Origin of the sequence: Flavobacterium sp., assembly GCF_039930565.1 — a bacterium.
Taxonomy (GTDB): domain Bacteria; phylum Bacteroidota; class Bacteroidia; order Flavobacteriales; family Flavobacteriaceae; genus Flavobacterium.
In genome coordinates this window covers 22,427-42,091 of sequence record NZ_JBDTTP010000032.1, presented here as the reverse complement: position 1 = coordinate 42,091, position 19,665 = coordinate 22,427, and the positions used below count along the sequence as shown (strand labels likewise).

The 19,665-nt window shown below is 33.3% G+C and carries 20 protein-coding genes; 8 read left to right on the top strand and 12 right to left on the bottom strand.

The features are described 5' to 3' along the window. Positions 1–210: 210 nt before the first annotated feature. The 5 genes from ABI657_RS09990 to ABI657_RS09970 all read right to left on the bottom strand — a co-directional run bounded on the left by ABI657_RS09990 (position 211) and on the right by ABI657_RS09970 (position 5,123). Complete coding sequence (locus ABI657_RS09990; protein ID WP_348097111.1) at positions 211–666, bottom strand: hypothetical protein; 456 nt, start codon at positions 664–666, stop codon at positions 211–213. Between the two features lie 348 nt (positions 667–1,014). Next, positions 1,015–2,433, bottom strand: a complete 1,419-nt coding sequence (locus ABI657_RS09985) for an SDR family oxidoreductase (protein ID WP_348097110.1) — start codon at positions 2,431–2,433, stop codon at positions 1,015–1,017. 6 nt (positions 2,434–2,439) lie between these two features. Beyond that, positions 2,440–3,123: an SDR family oxidoreductase gene (locus ABI657_RS09980; protein WP_348097109.1), complete on the bottom strand. Its 684-nt coding sequence runs from the start codon at positions 3,121–3,123 to the stop codon at positions 2,440–2,442. A gap of 36 nt (positions 3,124–3,159) precedes the next feature. Continuing rightward, complete coding sequence (locus ABI657_RS09975) at positions 3,160–4,464, bottom strand: AarF/UbiB family protein (RefSeq protein WP_348097108.1); 1,305 nt, start codon at positions 4,462–4,464, stop codon at positions 3,160–3,162. Continuing rightward, positions 4,464–5,123 (bottom strand): TetR family transcriptional regulator C-terminal domain-containing protein, encoded by a 660-nt coding sequence (locus tag ABI657_RS09970; protein WP_348097107.1) that lies wholly within the window; start codon positions 5,121–5,123, stop codon positions 4,464–4,466. The genes ABI657_RS09975 and ABI657_RS09970 overlap by 1 nt, the downstream gene beginning before the upstream one ends. 97 nt (positions 5,124–5,220) lie before the next feature. On the opposite strand from ABI657_RS09970, the gene ABI657_RS09965 reads away from it, so the two are divergent. Then, positions 5,221–6,132: a TIGR01777 family oxidoreductase gene (locus ABI657_RS09965; RefSeq protein ID WP_348097106.1), complete on the top strand. Its 912-nt coding sequence runs from the start codon at positions 5,221–5,223 to the stop codon at positions 6,130–6,132. A gap of 1 nt (position 6,133) precedes the next feature. Here ABI657_RS09965 and ABI657_RS09960 read toward each other — a convergent pair whose 3' ends face one another. From ABI657_RS09960 to rmuC, 5 genes are all read right to left on the bottom strand, one after another. Next, complete coding sequence (locus ABI657_RS09960) at positions 6,134–6,706, bottom strand: YceI family protein (protein ID WP_348097105.1); 573 nt, start codon at positions 6,704–6,706, stop codon at positions 6,134–6,136. Positions 6,707–6,931: 225 nt separating this feature from the next. After that, positions 6,932–7,327 carry a VOC family protein gene (locus tag ABI657_RS09955; protein ID WP_348097104.1) on the bottom strand — a complete coding sequence of 132 codons (396 nt, stop codon included), beginning with the start codon at positions 7,325–7,327 and terminating at the stop codon, positions 6,932–6,934. Positions 7,328–7,369: 42 nt separating this feature from the next. Next, positions 7,370–7,918 (bottom strand): acyl-CoA thioesterase, encoded by a 549-nt coding sequence (locus ABI657_RS09950; RefSeq protein WP_348097103.1) that lies wholly within the window; start codon positions 7,916–7,918, stop codon positions 7,370–7,372. 5 nt (positions 7,919–7,923) lie between these two features. Then, entirely contained in the window at positions 7,924–8,289 is a 366-nt protein-coding gene (locus ABI657_RS09945; RefSeq protein ID WP_348097102.1) for a 6-phosphogluconate dehydrogenase, read from the bottom strand. Between the two features lie 5 nt (positions 8,290–8,294). After that, positions 8,295–9,668 (bottom strand): DNA recombination protein RmuC, encoded by a 1,374-nt coding sequence (gene rmuC / locus ABI657_RS09940; protein ID WP_348097101.1) that lies wholly within the window; start codon positions 9,666–9,668, stop codon positions 8,295–8,297. A 208-nt stretch (positions 9,669–9,876) separates the two neighbouring features. On the opposite strand from rmuC, the gene ABI657_RS09935 reads away from it, so the two are divergent. Genes ABI657_RS09935 through ABI657_RS09915 form a run of 5 tightly spaced genes read left to right on the top strand, consistent with a single transcriptional unit; the run spans position 9,877 to position 14,317 of the window. After that, positions 9,877–10,755, top strand: a complete 879-nt coding sequence (locus tag ABI657_RS09935; RefSeq protein WP_348097100.1) for a protease complex subunit PrcB family protein — start codon at positions 9,877–9,879, stop codon at positions 10,753–10,755. Positions 10,756–10,761: 6 nt separating this feature from the next. Then, a complete protein-coding gene (locus ABI657_RS09930; protein WP_348097099.1) occupies positions 10,762–11,163 on the top strand; it encodes a hypothetical protein in 402 nt (133 codons plus the stop codon). Positions 11,164–11,213: 50 nt separating this feature from the next. Next, on the top strand, positions 11,214–11,765 hold the full coding sequence (locus tag ABI657_RS09925; RefSeq protein WP_348097098.1) for a sigma-70 family RNA polymerase sigma factor: 552 nt from the start codon (positions 11,214–11,216) through the stop codon (positions 11,763–11,765). Continuing rightward, positions 11,762–13,753: a hypothetical protein gene (locus ABI657_RS09920; protein WP_348097097.1), complete on the top strand. Its 1,992-nt coding sequence runs from the start codon at positions 11,762–11,764 to the stop codon at positions 13,751–13,753. The genes ABI657_RS09925 and ABI657_RS09920 overlap by 4 nt, the downstream gene beginning before the upstream one ends. Before the next feature lie 30 nt (positions 13,754–13,783). Next, positions 13,784–14,317 carry a MepB family protein gene (locus ABI657_RS09915; protein WP_348097096.1) on the top strand — a complete coding sequence of 178 codons (534 nt, stop codon included), beginning with the start codon at positions 13,784–13,786 and terminating at the stop codon, positions 14,315–14,317. A gap of 66 nt (positions 14,318–14,383) precedes the next feature. Here ABI657_RS09915 and ABI657_RS09910 read toward each other — a convergent pair whose 3' ends face one another. After that, entirely contained in the window at positions 14,384–17,800 is a 3,417-nt protein-coding gene (locus tag ABI657_RS09910; protein WP_348097095.1) for a choice-of-anchor J domain-containing protein, read from the bottom strand. Positions 17,801–18,035: 235 nt separating this feature from the next. Further along, positions 18,036–18,407, bottom strand: coding sequence for a hypothetical protein (locus tag ABI657_RS09905; RefSeq protein WP_348097094.1), 372 nt, complete (start codon positions 18,405–18,407; stop codon positions 18,036–18,038). A gap of 141 nt (positions 18,408–18,548) precedes the next feature. Between ABI657_RS09905 and ABI657_RS09900 the strand changes: the two genes are divergently transcribed. Beyond that, the gene (locus tag ABI657_RS09900; protein WP_348097093.1) at positions 18,549–19,133 is read left to right on the top strand and encodes a pseudouridine synthase; all 585 of its coding nucleotides are present in this window, start codon (positions 18,549–18,551) and stop codon (positions 19,131–19,133) included. 75 nt (positions 19,134–19,208) lie between these two features. After that, entirely contained in the window at positions 19,209–19,664 is a 456-nt protein-coding gene (locus tag ABI657_RS09895) for a tRNA (cytidine(34)-2'-O)-methyltransferase (RefSeq protein ID WP_348097092.1), read from the top strand. The last annotated feature ends 1 nt before the right edge of the window (position 19,665 follow it).

The window sequence follows — 19,665 nt, the reverse complement described above, 5'->3', positions numbered from 1 at the left end:
ATACAACAAATTTAAAAAATTAAAAGTGTTGCATTAAGTTATTGAATTTACGAAAAGAGGTTTTTTCACAGCCTGACGTCCTGGCGCTTGGCGAGGTTGGGGAGTAAAGATGCGAGATTTTTCCATTAAACACAAATTTTCCAAGTACAAAACTATCTTTAAATTCAGCCTAAAACCCCAATCTCGCCAAACGGCTGTTAGCAGTAGCCTTTATTGTTCGTATTCTAAATTTATAAAGTTCGGGATTTTTTCATCATTTCTATTTTCCCAACTTTTGAATGTGAAATTTTCAATTTTTTCCATTTCAGTATCATCTAATTTTAAATTTGTTTGTTTACAAAAAGCTAAAATTGTTGCAAAACCGATTATTGTTGGATTTGTGTCTGTTGCAATTCTACCTTCTACTTTTTTAATTTTGATTTTCCATTTTTCATTACTTTTTGAAAAGGCAAATTCCAATCCATTTATAACTCCTTTTTTCCAATCTTCATAACCTTTCATAGGAACACTTTCTATATCTCCTTGTCTTTGCCAACCATCTCCACAATATTCTTCAATAATTTCGTTTCGTTCTTCATTTTTAATTATTTCAAGATTTATTATTGCGAAAAAAGGCTTTCCGTTTTTTATTTTCAATAATTTATAATCTAAGTTTTCATCAATCATTATAGTTCTTTAGGTTGTTGAATTCTCTGTTTTTTTCAAAGGTTACTGCTAACTAACTTATAGCTGCCATAAAATGGCTTCTATACCTCCATTTTTGGTTGGCTTTGTGCCATAAAGTAGCTTTTTTATCTGGCTAATATAGGAATAACTTTGATTAATCATTAAATATTAGGGCATTTACTAAAAGACTGTGAACGTTCAGTCCGATAGTCATTTTTAATTTATGATAGATCATTAATAATAAAAATACTATGAAACCTTAATTTTTAGCCCAGATGGGAACGGCATCCTTTTATGGCGGGGTTCGCCACAAAAGATAAAGTGTACAGCTGGATTAAGCTCCTGAAACTATTTAATTAGTTTATTAAGCATTCCGTTGAAAATAAAACCGTGAAAAGGAAGAACGGAATACCAGTATAATTTTCCTAAGATTCCTTTAGGTTTAAAAGTTGCCGCCTGATATAACGTATTGTGAATGATCTTAAATTCGAGCCAGGCTTCACCAGGTAATTTCATTTCGGCGTATAAAATCAGTTTTCCTTCTTTTTTATTGGCATACAGAACGCGCCAAAAATCGAGTACATCACCAGCATAAATAGTATGTTTATTGGTGCGTCCGCGTCGGGAGCCAACACCTCCAAATAACTTATCGATAAAACCTCTAAAACTCCAAAGCCAATCACCATAATACCAGCCAGTTTCACCTCCTATCGACCAGATTTGATTAATCGTATAATCGCGATCGAGAATTTCTTTTTTCCGTCTGTCAATGTAACAGCCTTTTTTAGGGACTTTTAAATATCCTGAAATATTGTGACTAAACCTGCCGCTAATTAGGGAATCTTTCCAACTTGAAACTACTTTATCTTCATTAACTTTTAATAAAGCCCTCGAAAGCGCTTCTTTGTAAGGAATTGGCTGAACACCTAAAAGTTCGTTGATACGATGATCACTGCAAATAACCTCAACTTTCATGCTGCTCACCAGAGCCGTTGCCAGTTTATAGGAAGTTGACGTTACAAAATACAGCCAGTACGATGACAGTTTAGGCGTCATAACCGGAATGGTAAAAATGTATCGTTTCAGATTTTTTGCTTCGGCGAAAGCCAATAACATTTCCTTGTAGGTTAAAATATCCGGCCCTCCAATATCAAAACTTTGGTTGTACGTAAGCGGATTTAAAAGCGATTTCGAAAGGAATTCCAATACATCATTGATCGCAATGGGCTGGCATTTTGTGTTGAGCCATTTGGGCGTAATCATGACCGGAAGTTTATTAATCAAATCACGGATTATTTCGAAAGAAGCACTTCCCGATCCTACTATAATTCCTGCTCTTAACGTGGTCAGCGGCACTGTTGATTTAGCTAAAATACTTTCGACATTTTTGCGTGAAGACAGATGTTTAGACAGTGATTTATCATTTACGATTCCGCTTAGATACAAGATTTGCTGTACCTGGGTTTGATTGATTCTTTCTGAAAAATTAGTGGCCGAAATACTTTCCAATTCATCATAATTTGTATCAGATCCCGACATGGAATGAATAAGATAAAAAGCAGCATCAATATCTGTTGGAATACTAACCAAAGTTTCCTTATCTAAAAAATCAACTTCGATGACCTGTACTTTTTGTTGAAACTCTTCCGGAATATAAAATCGGTTTTTATCTCTTACACAGCAAATTACATCATGATCTTGCGATACTAAAATAGGCAAAATACGTTTTCCTATGTAACCTGTAGCACCTGTTAAGAGAATTTTCATGGTTCGTTAGATTTTAAAAGTCACCAGACCATAATCCATTTCGAAAACCTGACCTGAAATAGAACTTGCTTTTTCAGAAATCAGAAAATCAACCATATTGGCGACTTCATCAGGTTTTAAATAGCTTTTCATGGGATGGCGTTCTATCATATTTTCTTTCATACGATCATTCCGCAGAATTGATGCTGCGAGTGAGGTATCGGTAATAGTAGGCGCAATAGCATTTACGCGTACTATGGGAGCCAGTTCAGCTCCAAGTGATTTGGTCAGGCCTTCGACACCTGCTTTTGCAGTTGCTATACTGGCGTGAAAAGGCATTCCTAATTTTGCCGCTACGGTGCTGAACAAAACGATTGAAGGCTGGTTACCTTTCTTTAAAACAGGCAAGTATTTCTGAATCACTTTTACGGCACCAATAACATTAATTTCAAAATCATTTCTAAAATCATCAATGCTTAAACCAGAAATTGGTTTTAGATTAATTGATCCAGGACAATAAATCAAAGTATCTATATTTTCGATATCAGGAAGTTCGTCCTGCAAAACGTCCAAACTAAAATGAGTCAGGTTTGAATGGCTAAAATTGGGTTCTGTCCGACTTATATTGAAAACATTGTTATGTTCTGATTGTTGCTGCAAAACAGCATTTCCTATGCCTTTACTTCCTCCAATGATGAGAATATTTTTCATTTTTATGTTTTATTTTATCATCATAATGATACTGAATTAATATTTTATATAATTAGCAACCACAATTTTCGCTTTTAAATCGAACATCAGATTATATAAGCCGAAGAAAGTACGATTCATGTAAATAAAATGTTTTGATCCGCGATTACCGTTCATTTTTTTGAGATTGGTATCATTAGAGAAACGTTCTCCTAATTTGGCAATGTTTTCGAAAAAGGTGGCATCGGCAAAGTCGAAATTTTCTTCCTGAAATGGTTTTGTAAAAAGGGATAATAAATCATGGAACATCTCGGTAAAATATTCAATTTCTGCAGGCGAATCATCGGTACGAAGGATCTCCAATTCGAATAATTTTTCGTTGAATCGATTTTTATCCGTAATCACATTTTTATTGATAAGATCAAAATATGGTACATAAAACTCATTTGGAATTTGTTTCATGCAGCCAAAATCAATTGCAATTAAATGGTTTTGATTGTCTACCAGAAAGTTTCCGGGATGGGGATCAGCATGCACTTTTTTCAAAACGTGAATTTGGTACATATAAAAGTCCCAAAGCGCCTGACCGATTTTATCACCGACTTCCTTGTCTGCATTTATTGCCGTAAATTCAGAAAGATGAATGCCCGTCATCCAGTCCATAGTGATGATTTTCTCTGATGAAAATTCAGGATAATACTTAGGAAAAAGAAGGTTTTCAATTTTACTGCAGGCTTTAACTACTTCCTCGCTTTGTTGGAGTTCCAGTAAATAATTGGTTTCCTCAATTAATTTATCTTCGACTTCCTTAAAATATTTATCGGAATCTTTTCCCTGCAGATTAAACATTCTGACAGCGATAGGTTTTACCAATGCCAGATCAGAAGAAATGCTATTAGCAACGCCTGGATACTGGATTTTAACAGCCAGTTTTTTATTGTCTTTAACAGCCAAATGTACTTGCCCAATACTTGCCGCGTTAACCGAATTAGCATTGAACTCATCAAAAACTTCATAAGGTGTTTTACCAAAATTAGATTTAAAGGTTTTTAAAACCAAGGGCGCTGAAAGTGGTGGAACTGAGAATTGCGACAAGGAAAATTTTTCAACATAGGCCTGAGGCAAAAAGTTCTTATCCATGCTAAGCATCTGAGCTACTTTTAAAGCACTTCCTTTTAGGCTTTTTAATCCGTCATAAATATCTTCGGCATTATTTTCATTGAGTTTATCGCGTGTCAAATCAGGATTGACTATTTTTTCAGCATAATGTTTTACGTAATTGACGCCTATTTTTGCTCCGGTTTGAACCAATTTTCCGGCTCTTTCAATTTTTGATGTTGGTATATAATCGATTGTTTTCATTATTTGCTGTATATTTTTTCTTTAAAGAGGAATTTCCCTAAATCTATCAGATGATTGAGTGGTGCGACATTCATTAATTCGAAAGAAGCGTTGACGGATTTTTCAATAAAAATATCTGTCTTTTCAAACGCCGCAGATTCATCATCCATCCAAAATTTTATGGTCATCATTAGCTGCAGCCAGGCACTTTCCTGAATGGCTTTTTCCTGAACTTTTTGAAGTTTCTGCTGTTCCAGTCTGTAATCATCAGTCAGGATTTCAGAAACATATCCTTTAAATGCTTCCCGAAGCGTGGTCAGCTGTACTAGATTTTTCAGCGGATTTCTGTCCATTTTTAGTGATTGCAAAACGTAACTTCTGTTCACGGTCAATATTTCGAAAAAGGTGAAATAAAAACTAAGCATTTTATTCTTCATATCATATTGCGCATAGTCCTCGTGCTGATGCAACAGATTGACAGCATTTTCAAAAAACAGCCTGAATATTTCTTTTTCTAAACTTTCCAATGTTCCAAAAAAAGTATAAAATTCAGCTTCCGTAAAGTGATAATGCTTAGCAAAATGATAAACAGATTTTGGCTTTTCGCCTTTTTCCAAAACCTCATTCATGTATTTTGAAACGATATCATCCTTTGTAATCATCTTTTTTTTAGTTGCCATTTCATTAAGTTTAGAATTTGCCTTAAAGATACGGAATGTTTAAGTATCTTTACTTATCGTTAAACAAAATCGAATGTTAAATATATCGTAAACTATTATGGCTAAAAATATCTTATTAACTGGCGGTAGCGGATTCATTGGCAATTACCTTACTAATATCCTGATTGCTAATGGATTTTCAATATCTGTACTAAGCCGAAGCAAAAGAAAAAACACCGATACCATTACCTATTACAAATGGGATTTGGAAAAAAATTACATTGATGAAAACGCCATTTTAAAAGCGGATTATATAATTCATCTGGCCGGAGAAGGAATTGTGGAAAAACGCTGGACGCAAAAACGTAAAAAAGAGATTATCGAAAGCAGAATACAGCCTGTTGAGCTTATTTATTCTGTATTACAAAAACATAATAAATCATTGGATGCCTTTGTTTCTGCATCAGCAGTAGGAATTTACGGAGCCGTAACCAAGCCTGAAATCTGTACGGAAAATACACCTCCAGAAAATGACTTTTTAGGAACAACATGCCAGCAATGGGAACAAGCTGCTGATAAAATTGAATCTTTAGGTATTAGAACCGTAAAAATCAGAACTGGAATTGTCCTGGGAAGAAACGAAGGTTTCTTAAAAAAATTAAATCCAGGTTTTAAAATGGGCTTTGGTACGATTTTAGGTTCCGGTGAACAATACCTGCCCTGGATTCATATTGAGGATTTGTCTCAGATATATCTAAAAGCAATATTAGACAGTGAAATTTCAGGGTCTTATAATGCTGCTGTAACAGATGACACTACCAACAAATCTTTTTCAAAAACTCTTGCCGGACTGTACGGTTACAAAATCTGGCTTCCGAAAACACCTTCTTTTATACTTAGAATTGCTTTGGGAGAAATGAGCCTTGCCATTCTCGAAGGAAGAAGAGTTTCCTCTGAAAAGATACAAAAAGCAGGATTTAAATTTGAATATAGTGATTTAAAAGAAGCACTTTCAAATTGTATCTCATAAATTATTTCAAAGTCAAATAAATTTGATCGTTGCTTTTAACTATTCCTGACAGCTTTGTATTTGCAGTTTTTGAAATCTTTGCAGTAACTTTTTCCGGAATTGAAATATTGAAATCGGAAATTGAAATTGGAAAATTTGAAGTAATCAGAAGCCCTTCATTAACTTTTTTAATTAATAGTTTAGTTTCTATGTCCTTAAATTTACCATGTATATACAATTTTCCATGTACTACATATTCCTTTTCTGAGGCGTTGATATCTTTCAAATCAAAATTGGTGATTTTTCCCTTAAACACTGCTTTTGGGTATCGCTCACTTTCCAGATAATTTTCATTAAAATGCTGCTCCATCAAATCCAGATTAAAATGAAAATCTTTAATCATAACAACACATAAAAATGTATTTGTTTTAGGCTCCAGCGTAATAGCAACTGTTCTGTTAACTGCTTTTATCTCTTCCAAAAAAGGTACAGTTGCTTCAAAATTAATTTCCCCTGAATTTGTTGTCAATTTTTCCTGTGCAATGACAGTATATGTAGTAAGCAATAAAATATATAATGTTGTAATTGTTTTCATAATCGTCAGCAATTAACAATTATGTCATCCGATAAAAAAATTAAATTAATGATCGAATGGCAGCACTCAGTGAAAATCTCCCATAATCAAATAATTATATTATTAGATGATTAGTTTTAAATTTACGAAAAATTCCAATGCTTAGTTGTCACTTATATGCTAAACTTTTGTGAAATCTTTAATGAAAACGATTTCTTAAAATTTAAACTGTGCTATTAAACTTACTTAAATATCCATTGAAGTACATATCTCAATCAAAAACCCATCCAAATCCCTTACATAAGAAACCATCTGCCCCCATGGTTTTTGATGAGGTTCACTTACCAGCCGGGCTCCAAATGAAGTGGCCTTCTGCACTAGCTCCGCTACATCATCAGTTATAAAACCCAATTCAATTGCAAATGGCCTATCAATTAAGCTGCTTTCTATAAACCCATCTTTTAAATTGGATTTTGCCAATGTTTTTGAGGCAAATGAAATTGTAGTTTCTCCAGTAACCAGATCTCCATAATCATTATCGGGAGTGATGAATTTTCTTGAAAAACCAAATGCATTTTCATAAAATGCGATCGAATCTGTTACATTTTCAACATATAAAATTGTATATCCAAACTTTACCATTTCTTTTTATTTATAATTACATAAGATGTTTAAAAATTACAATTATGCAATTTCAATTAAAACATTGTATTTTTCAAGACTTGCCAGATCCTCAATAGAATTTACCTTGGTTAACTTGGCATGTTCTTCGATTTCCTTTTTGACTTCAATTTGCTTGATGCATTTTCTAAAGCGCCGGACTTCATTTAAATCTGATAAAATAAGTCCTGGAACGGGTACACTATTGCCTTCCTTATCTTTTGCAACCATTGTAAAATAGGACGAATTACAATGTTTTACAATACCTGTCTGAATGTTTTCTGATTCAACCCGAATTCCTACTACCATTGAACTCCGGCCTACATAATTTACTGAAGCTTTCATTGTCACCAACTCCCCTACTTCTATAGGTTTTAAAAAATTTACTGTATCAACTGAAGCTGTTACACAATAATTACCAGAAAATTTTGATGCAGAAGCAAAAGCTATCTGATCCAGCAATTGTAAAATATATCCACCGTGAATTTTTCCACTAAAATTAGTGTGCGATGGTAACATAAGCTCTGAAATACTTATTTTTGATGAAGTAACGGTTTTAAAATCTGCACTCATATTGTTTATTTATATTTAAATGGAGAAGGCTCTTTTTCAACATCTATAACAAAAAATCGGGTATCACCCCACCAGCTAAATGTCTTATATCGTTCTACGTATGTTAATTTTACGTATTGACCCTGAAGGGCGTTTAGATCCTCAATTACTTTTTTATCGCTGTCAAGTACCGAAAAACTAAAAATCTGAGCACCTGAAATTCCCTGACTCAACTCCCCTTCCCATGTTTTTAAAGCTACCCCTTTATAACTCAGTTTGATTAATTCTCCTGAACGAAAGCCCTGACTGTAAGGAACATAATAAATATAAGCGAAATAAATTGACAGAATCAGCACCGAGGTTCCTGCAAGTATCAGTAAAATTTTTTTCATTGATTTTAATTTAAAGATTGATTTTCATCTGAATTTTCCGCTCTGGTAATAATAGCATCGGGAAGTGATTTTTTAGCCTTTGCGCCCATTTTCTTTAGTTTTTCCACACTTGAAATTAAATTTCCCCTGCCATCGACCAATTTGCTCATGGCACTTTCATATTCTGATTTAGTGTCTTTAATTTTATTACCAATCCTCAACAGATCCGCCACAAAACCTTCAAACTTATCATAAAGTGCACCAGCCTGTCTGGCAATTTCAAAAGCATTTTCCTGCTGTTTCTGATTGCTCCACATACTGTCAATTGTTCGTAAAGTGGCTAATAAAGTTGTTGGGGTAACAATCACAATATTTCGATCAAACGCTTTATTGTATAAAGTAGAGTCTTCATTTAGGGCAATGGCAAAAGCGGGTTCTATCGGAATAAAGAGCAAAACAAAATCAGGGCTTTCTATTTGATATAAATCATGATAGTTTTTATTACCCAATTGTTCAACATGTCTTTTAATTGAACTGACATGTTCTTTTAAAAAATCAATTTTAAGAATATCTGATTCTTCATTGATCCATTTTTCATAAGCGACCAAAGAAACTTTAGAATCGATAATCATTTTTTTTCCATCTGGCAGATTGATAACAACATCCGGAAAAACCCTTGAGCCTTGTGTATTTGTAAAACTTTGCTGTACTTCGTATTCCCGGCCTTTCTCCAGACCGGATTTTTCCAGAACACGTTCTAAGACCAATTCTCCCCAATTTCCCTGCATTTTACTATCTCCTTTGAGGGCTTTGGTGAGATTAAGTGTTTCTTTGCTCATTTGGGCATTCATTTCACTTAAGCCCAAAATCTGCTGGCGTAAAGCGGCATGGTAATCAATACTTTCTTTGTGCGTTTGCTCTACTTTTTGTTCAAAACCCTGAATTTTATCCTGTAATGGCATCAGGATATTTTTCATGTTTTCACTATTCTGTTCTGTGAATTTTGCCGACTTTTCTTCCAGGATTTTGTTGGCTAAATTTTCAAATTCTTTGGTAAATTTTTCCTGCAGGTTGGTTATTTCATTCTTTTGCTCCTTGTGTCTTTCCCATAAATTTTCAAAATCTACTTCTTTTTTGGAGAGCTGAATAGCCAGACTATCTTTCTCTGTTCTGATTGTTTCTTTCTCAGCATTGATTACATGAAGCTGCTTTTGAAAATTATTTCTATCAACATCAAACTGTTCCTTCTGTAATTGCAATTGATTCTGAAGTGCATTTAATCGTTCTTCCAAACTCACTTTTTCAGATTGGGATTTAGCAGAAAACAATATTCTCCCCAAATAAATACCGATGAATAATGCCACCAGGAAAATAAATAAAAACGAAAGTAAATCCCACATAACTATTTTTTAATTTATTTTTTTAAGTAAAAGTACGCAATAATACGTAGTACTTAATTTTAAAATTAAAATTTCACGAATTATTGATATTCTTAAATTAAATCAACAACTAAAGCTTTTTTTTTTAAAAGATTATGAGATAAAAAAAATACACGCAACCATTTCAATACGATGTCATCTTATTAGTATAACCTATTATAATAATATTATGAAAAAATTTATGTTTGGCTTATTTATAGCTTTTGGAATTAGTGCCTGTTCATTAGGTGATAATATCTCTGAAGATACATGCGGAGAATATACAAATGTCGCTTTCAGCGGTTTTCCTCTTTCGTGTAATTATACTCTTAAAAATCCCCCTCTCAATCCTATAGCATTTGTAGCAAATACACAAGAAAAAATGGATTCGTATTTTACAAAACATGCGAATAGTTGTCCAAATCCAAGTGATCCAACCATCGATTTTACAAAATACGTATTTGTTGGGATTTTTTCAGGAGAAAAATCAACTAACGGTTATGGTATCAAAATTACTTCTATAGTAGAAAACAGCTGTAATTTAGTGATCAATTTTTACGAGCATGGTCCGCAGTCAGGAGAAGCAATAACACAAACACCAACAAATCCTTCTGATTATGTACTGATTCCTAAAACAAGCAAACCCATTTATTTTAATAAAACATTAGAAAGTCCGGATAAGATAATAATTGGAAGTTTTGACGGAGCCTGTACAGGATCAGCAGCATGCCAGCAATTTTATCAATTAAATGATTATAATATCATGAATTACCTTAATGTTGTTTATGGAAGTTATGAATTTACACAGTACAAATACAATGCTGTAATAAAAAGAGGCGATTACACTCTGTTTTTAAAAACGATTCCAACTGAAATTTTAAATATCAAAGGACAAACTAAAACGTATGGTTCTCCTGATAGTGGTGATAAAAAAGGCGTTTATTTTGAATTACGCCAAGGATCCGTGGTAACAAAAATTTATATTGATAACGATGATACAGAGGATCAGAGTGCTGAAATAAAAGCTTTCAAAAAAGCAATTCAGGATAAAATTACAGCGCTAAAATAATATCTGATGCTAAAAAAACGAATGCTGTTTTTCATTATCTTTTGTGTATTTACCACTGCATATTCTATAGATTCAATTACCTATGAAACCAGCAAAATAATTAATACATGGGTTTGGGAGAAGTCAATAGGAGGATTGAACAATCCTTATATTGCTACTCCTCGAACAGCTGGTTTTAAGAAAAAAATTGTTTTTACGAATCAAGGAAAGGTAATTACCTATAAAAATGATATCGAAATTAGAATCAGCACCTATGAAATTAAAAAAGGGAATTGTGTTTCTGATAATATTGAGAATGACCTGATTACGTTTGAAGGCAAAACATACATTATAGAAAAGCTTGATAATCAAAACCTAATCCTGTTAAGCAATAACGAAGAAGGCTCCCGGACAATTTATAAAAAATAGTTTAGGCGCTTTAAAAAACTTATTTTTGTTAAACCAAATTAAACCACTTTTTGAAAAACGATTTAGAAATATACATACAACAATGCATCCAGAATGACAGAGCAGGACAACTGAAAATTTATCAGTTGTTCTCTCCTGTTTTATATGGTATTTGTTTAAAATATATGAAAAATGAAGACGATGCCAAAGACGTTTTTCAGGAAGCTTTTATTATCGCTTTTCAAAAAATTCATCAATATAAGTTTGAAGGAAGTTTTGAGGGATGGTTAAAGCGGATTTTCATTAATAAACTAATCGAAACTTTAAACAAAAAGAAAAAGGAAAGTTTTTTTCTGGATGTTTTTGATCCTGAAACTGATTTTACAGAAGAAGAGGAACTCGAAGTCTGTACTGTTCCTCAGGAAAAACTACTCGAATATATTCAGGATTTACCTGACCAATACCGATTGGTCTTTAATTTATATGTTTTTGAAAAAATGAAACACAGGGAAATTGCCGAACATCTGAAAATTTCAGAAGGAACATCAAAATCAAATTTAAACAGGGCCAGAAAAATTCTGCAAAAAAGAATTTTGAGTATAAAAAATTTTAAGACAGCATGAAAAAGCAAAAAATAGAAGACATTTTTTCATCAATGGAAAACTTTTCAAGTGTTCCTCCACCTGAATTATGGAATAATATTGAAGAAAAACTGCATGAACCGAAAAAGAAAAAAATAACTATTATCTGGTGGTCTATTGCGGCCAGCCTTTTAATTAGTTTGTCAATTCCGTCTGCCTTATATTTTAACTCTGATTCTGAAACGTCCAATCATAAAATTAATAGTTTACAAAATAATTCGTTGGTTAATGAGGAAAACAGCCTTAATACACGAAAAAATAAAACCCGTTCTATAGAAAACAATAGTTTAGAAGAAACTATAAAGCCGGATAAAGATACAGGTAACGATATCTTTTCTCCTGAGGAAAATGAACTTGTTAATTCAGATAATAATCCGTCTATTTCAAATGAACACAAAGCTGCCAGCATTGTTTCAAATGATAAAAAAGACTGGAATAGAAAAACAAATAATTATACAATTTCAAAATCAAAACAGCATCAGAATTCTAATTTACATGATGACGAGAATTTGCTTATACGAAATAAGAAAGAAATAGCAGGCAATGAGAATACAACAGCTAATACTCTTTCAGGAGAAGAAAGTCAAACAGATAAAAAAATTGTTATAGGAAATTCAAAACAAAATCACAATTCTGATTTACATGATGACGGAAATCTGTTTATCCGAAATAAGAAAGAAATAGTAAGTAATCAAAACACAGTTGCAAATACTGTTTCAAGAGAAGAAAATCAAACAGATCAAAAAATTGTGAGCGAAAATTTGAAACAAAGTCAAAAATCTGATTTTCATGATGACGAAAATCTGTTGATACAAAATAAGAAAGAAATAGCAGGCAATGAAAAGACAGCTGTTACTACTCTTTCAGCTCAGCAAAATCAAACAGATCAAAAAATTGTTAGCAGAAATTCAAAACAAAATCACAATTCTGATAATCTTGCTTTCAAAAATAAACTTTCAAAAAATGAAGCACTAGCATTCAATACCAAAGAAAAAGATGCGGAAAACATTTTTAATCAAAAGGATACCACTATAATTGCTTCTAATAAATTTGAAAAACACACAAACACAACCGATAAAAATAATGAGAAATTAAAAACTGAAAACTCATCAACCGAAAAAGCTATCGCAATTAATTCCGGAAACACATCTCAATCTGATGTTTTATTAACTGTTGAAGATTCTGTTCAGTTAGCAGAATTACAAAATCTGGAAAAAGCCGTAGCAGAATCCAAAACCAAAAAAGACGAAGAAATCAAAACGGTTTCAAATGCTGAAAAATGGTCACTAGAAGTATTCGCAGGAGTGGCCAACTCTGAAAATTTAGGGAAGGATAAAACTCTGGGAAATGTTAACCAGTCTAAACAGACTAATACGTATGGAGTAAAAACAAATTATAAACTTAATAAGAAATGGGCAGTCAGTTCAGGCTTAAAAATTAATGAATTAGGACAGAGTGTTGCAAATGTTTCCTACATCAACAACCAACAAGCTTTATCATTTCCAAGTACAAGCGACTATTTAAATCAAAGTTCCGTTTTAGTTAAACAGAATATAACAAACAATTCAGCTTATGTATTTGTCCCAAACAACACAAAAAATTCATTAAAAAGCGATAATTTTCAAACCGGAACTATAGATCAGAGTTTAAAATATATCGAAATGCCTTTAGAAGTTTCTTATGCTATCTTTAATAAAAACAAAACCAGTATCAGCTTAAACACAGGAGGGTTTGTAGGGAAGTTGATTTCTAATAATGTATCGCTGGACGGAACATCTATAGGAGATAATCTTGAAGCTAATGATTTTGTTTATGGATCGCTGTTAAGCAGTACCCTGCAATATCGTTTATATAAAAAAACGCATATTTTTGTAGAACCGGGAATGAATTACTATATCAATCCTTTAAGTAGCCAATCTTTCAATCAGTTTCAATGGGCTTTTAATTTTGGACTTAATGTTTCGTTTTAAGTTGTAATTTTACTCCTTAAACTCAATAATATGACTAATTTGAGCATTTGGCGTACTGCTGAATTGATTCCTTCTGATTTAATTTCAGCCAAAAAGCTGATTTACGACATTTGTAATCTGCAATGTTCACAACCTGAAGCTGAGAATGAAAGTACTGATTATAGTGCTTATCGTTTTATGATAAACGGAAAATCAATTTGTTACCGGATTGCTAAAACTACTCCAACAAAAAATGGGCAGTTTGTTACTTTATGGAAACGAAACCCTTCCGGAATTATTGAACCTTTTGATTCTTCAGATGCCATAGATTTCGTTATCATAAGTGTTCGAAAGGAAAATAATTTTGGACAATTTATTTTTCCAAAATCAGTTTTATTGCAAAAAGGAATATTTTCAGGACCAAATAAAGAAGGTAAAAGAGCCACAAGGGTTTATCCGCCCTGGGATGTAACCACGAGTAAACAAGCGCTGAAAACACAGCAATGGCAGCTGGATTATTTTTTAGACCTTTCTGATAAAGAGACCATAATTTCAAGAACAAAATTATTATTTAGTTTTGAATAAAGCTTTTTTAATGATCATAAAAAAAGGCAGTTCGGATTGAACTGCCTTTTTTTATGATCACTTTTTTTATTTTTTAATTACTTTTCCTTTAAATACAACTTTGCTGTTTTCTGTCAAAGTATAAATATAAATTCCTTTTTGTAAATGACTTAGCGGAATTACAGTAGTAGTTATATCCTCATTTGATTTAACATCAACAGGACTTGCTGTCAAACGTCCGTTAATGTCATACAACCTTAATTTCAAATTTTTCTCTTTTTTACTTTTGACAAGTATGTTTACCACATCAGTAGCAGGATTAGGAAATGTTTTTATTGCAAATCCATTATTTTTATCAAAATCGATTGTAGCCAGATTATCTTCTTTCAGATCAAAACGGGCTATTACCGGACCGTGATCTGAAGTTGTATTTGTGTAGTTTGAAATATCAGTACGCGGATCATAAACAGCAATTGAATTGGGGATATATTCATCTGTTAATTCATTTGAAATAACAATATGATCCAAAAATCCGCTTGAACTCAAATAGCTGTAAGCACCAGCCTGACTAATTCCTAATGTAAGTGCATTATAATTATTGGCATCATTAACAAATGCTTCATAGGATGAAGGATTTGGTGTGATGACAGATGCTTTTACATCATCATTAAAATCTCCTAAAAGCATAAGGTTAGCATTTGGATAATGAACATCCAGACTGTCTTTTAACAATTCGGCGTCATATTTACGCATATTGTATCTTGAAATATCAGAACCGCTGTTGGCACGTGCATGAAGATCAATTAGTGTGATTTGTTTTTTAACACCGCCAATATTCGTTTCTATTTCTACTAAATACGGTAAACGTCCTGATGAGAAAAAACTGGATCCGTTACCACCTGGATAATTTGATAAAGTTGTAGTTCCGGCACGAACATCATCATATAATTTTTTAAACATGACACGGGTCTTTTTTACAGTAGTAGTTTGTGTATTATAAAGTACTACTAACTTCTGGGGAGGGAAATTAGGGTCGGCTGCGTTAAAGGAATAGGACCATGATGTAGAAATGGTTTTATCAAATGTTTTTCCGTTGATATTTAGTTTCTGTATCAACAAATCTAATGATGGATCATCAGAGACTTCCTGAACCACATAAACATCTGCATTTAATTTGTTCATCACTTTTGCAGCATTATCAATTTGCAGGGCATCATCAGTTGGACCAAATTCAACCCCATCAGTCCCTTTTACATCCGTCCCAAAAAATTCTAAATTGTAGGTTGCAACATCAAAAGTGTCTGCTTTTGGGAAAGAAGAACCAGTTAAAGATCCGATTTGTTTGTTTAATGAAGTACCGGTTACAGTTAGTGTACCAGAAATAGCTAACGCTTTTACAGAAGGTGTAAATCTTGCGTAAATAGTTTTTCCTGCTGATGCATCAAGAGCATTTACAATAACATTTGACTGAAACGAATTATCATCTAAAGACAATTCATAATCAGAAGGAGCCGTAAGTGTAACATCTCCATAACCTTCGGCTTTAAAAATAAAAGACTGACTGGCAGAAATACTATTTGCATTGACATCGCCAAAATCTAAAGTAGGGTTTGAAGCGACATAGCCTGTCTCATTTGTAATAGCAATATCATCTAAAGACCATTCTGCAGCAAAATTGGTTCCTCCTGCTGTGGTTTCATAAACCCATGCCAAATACGTGTGACTCGTTTTATAATTTCCTAAATCTATATATTGTGACTGCTTATATGTTCCTGTTGTAGTGGGAAAATCACCTTGTAATTCTGTCCACGTTGCCGTTTCAGGATTGCTTTTACCATCATAATCTACTGAAACCATTAATTTTAAATCGTTCCCTGCATAAAACTTACGCGAATAAAAAGATAACAACGGAAATTGACCAAATGTATCCAAATGTAATTTTGGTGAAATCAGCCAGTCTTTACTTGCTCCGGTATCAGAATATCCGTTCATTATAACGGCTCCTGCTCCTGAATTTATATTTCTGGCAACTGTTGTAGTCACCCAGCTGTTTACATTTCCGGCAACATTATATTGTTTCCATCCACTATTATTTAAAACATTGACATCATTAAATCCTTGCAAATATGGATTAATTCCTGTACCTGATAAAACAACATTTTTTGTTGCTGCACCTGTTGATTGATGTGTTATTTGTCCTGAAAAAATACCAGTTGAAGTTGGTGTAAAACGAACATATACTATTTGCGAGGTGTTTCCGGTAAAATCAATTGCATCATAAGTAACAGCAGAGAGAAAATTGATATTATCTTTAGAAACCGTAAAGTTTGCCGATGCAGTAACCAATAAATCATTGGTAAGGTTTTTTCCCTGAATTTGATAAATAAAAGTGTCAGAAGTAAAATTAGTTTCTGAAAAGCCTAAATCAAGTGAAGCAATTGTTGTTATTAAGGATGGTGTAGCAACACTTGAAGTCGTTACATCTACTTGATTAACGGTTGCCTGTATATTTCCGGCTAAATCTTCCGAAACGGAAAAAACTGAATAAATTGTATTAAGGCTCAAACCAGAAAAAGTCTTCACATAAACCTCTGAATTATCTGTTATGTCTAAAAATCCTGATTCTAATGGAGCTGAATTGTTAGCATCAGTACCCGCTTTTATTTGCGTTGCACTTGGCGCGGTACTTCCTGAAGGCAACAGCACATAATATGTTTTTCCCAGTTCATCTATTTTATTCGAAAAATCAAAACTGTCTGATAAAATATTATCTGCTTTTGGGTAACCGCTTTCACTTAAGGGAGCAGTTTTATCACTTTTAATATCAATATTATCAATGGCAAATGAAGGACGGGAACCTGCCGAACCCGCATATTGCCTTGCAATCCATCTTATTTGAATTATTGGCTGATTATTACATTCTGCCGGTAATGTTACTTTTATTCTTTGTGGGTTTTGAGGGGTGGTAATACCCGATCCAACTTGCAAAACTGTTCCGCTTAAATATGCAGAAGAAGGAATTGTAATAAAAACGCCCGAAGTACCTAAACGATATTGCAAAGCCATTTCTAAAATACGGTTATTCGAACTGGTTCCATCGTAAGGATTACGAATTACCATTGCATCATATTGAACCTGTATTGCTGATTCTCCAGTGCCCGACAAAGCAAAACCTAAAGCAAGATCAGCACTTCCACTGTCTAAAAATCCAAGTTTTCCATTATAATTGTGAATATTACCACTATTAGTAGAAGCACTACTATTGGCAATCAAATTTCTATCACCAGTTAAGGCTGTACTATATGCTGTTGCAGGTGCTGTAGCAGTTGCTGCCCAACCCTGAAATCCAGCCGGATATGTTGTTACTGATGCAGCAAACGAAAAATTCTGAGTATAAGGCAACGTTTGGGCCGTAGGCATCGTCTGGGCAAATAGACTTCCAGTGAAGCAACAATAGAAGCTTAAAAAGGCCATTAAATTACGTAAAGTGTAAATATTTCTCATAAATTAAAAATTGAGTTTAAGAGGCTAAATTTATAGTCTTTAAAGTTAAGCGAATATTATAAAACTATAAAGTTATTAAACGCATTTTTATAAGCATTTATCAAAATAATTTAATTATTTTCTGATTCTTTCCATTATTCTCACACATAAAGCCATTTTAGAAAGATTTTTCAATATTTAAAAATGGCTATAATTTCTGTTTTATAAGATCGGAAACACCTTTTTTAACGGCAGGTTACTGCTCATCTAATTTCATATTTCCTCTGTCTTCATGATTATCGGGATTAGAATTTGGATATCGATTTGGCGTTATATCCGAATTTAGATCCTTGTTTTCGACTGTTTTTTTCGCTTCTTCATCTGATGAAACACCACGATTTGCATTAGCATTCTCCACATTTACATCACCTTTTACTTTTTGGATATCCTCGTTTTCATTTCGTGCCCTTTCTACTGTTTCTTTATTCCCTTGTTTGTCGGCAACAACTTCTTTTTTTAAATTTGCATCTTCCGATTTTACGTCATGCGAAACATTTTTTCCTTTAGATTCGTCTGTATTTTTTTGTACTCCGTTTATCTTTTTAGAGCCTAAATTATTCGTTTCCATATTTTATTTTTTAGTATTAATACTTAATATTACGAATTTTGAAGTTGAAAATTAATTCCTTTAACATAGCTTTTGGTTTATTAAGGAATAATTTTCAATGCTTATCAAACAAGACTATCTTTGCATTCAAAAAAAAATAATATGCACCAACACTTTATTCTTTTTAAACCTTACGGCTATCTCAGCCAATTTATTTATGAATTAAAAAGGAAGAAAAAGCTTTTGGGAGAATTATATGATTTCCCCAATGGAACAATGTCCATAGGAAGGCTTGATGAAGATTCAGAAGGCTTGCTTTTTCTGACCACTGACGGAAAAGTAAGTGAACAGATAAGAAGTAATAAAGTGGACAAAGAATATTATGTTCAGGTTGATGGTATAATTACGTCTGAAGCGATTGAACAATTGCAAAAAGGAGTTGAAATTGGTTTTGATGGTGGTAAATACACCACCAAACCTTGTAAAGCTTTTATAGTCTCTGATCTTCCGGATTTTGGACCAAGAGCCAAAAAAATCAGGGACGAGCGACACGGGCCAACTTCATGGGTTTCGATAACAGTTAATGAAGGAAAGTTTCGCCAGGTTCGAAAAATGACGGCCGCCGTTGGTTTTCCGACTTTGCGTTTGGTGCGTGTTCGGATAGGAAATGTACATTTGCAAAATCTGAAAGCAGGTGAAGTTTTGGAAGTTACTTCCTTTCAATTAGATAATGTGTCAATTAGATAATTAGATAATTTAAAAATATGTCAATTAGATAATTTATTTTAATCTTTTAATCTTTTAATCTTTTAATCTAAAATAATGCTAAACGTTGTTCTTGTAGAGCCGGAAATACCAAACAATACCGGAAACATAGGAAGATTATGTGTGGGAACTGAAAGCCGATTGCACTTAATTCATCCTTTTGGATTTGTGATTAACGATAAAAACCTGAAACGTTCCGGACTGGATTACTGGGTACATCTTGACGTGACAGAATATCAGAATTTAGAAGAATGGATTCAGCAGATTCCGGATTTGTCACGTGTGTTTTTGATGAGTTCGCATGCTGAAAAGTCATATTTGCAAACTGATTTTCAGGATGGAGACTGGCTGGTTTTCGGAAAAGAAAGTGTGGGTTTAAGCAAGGAAGTTTTAGCTCGTTTCGAAAATCATTTAACGATTCCGATGTCGAAACTAATCCGTAGTTTTAATATTGCTAATTCTGTGGCTTTTGTGGTTGGGGAAGCTAAAAGGCAGATTGGATTGAAAAGATAAT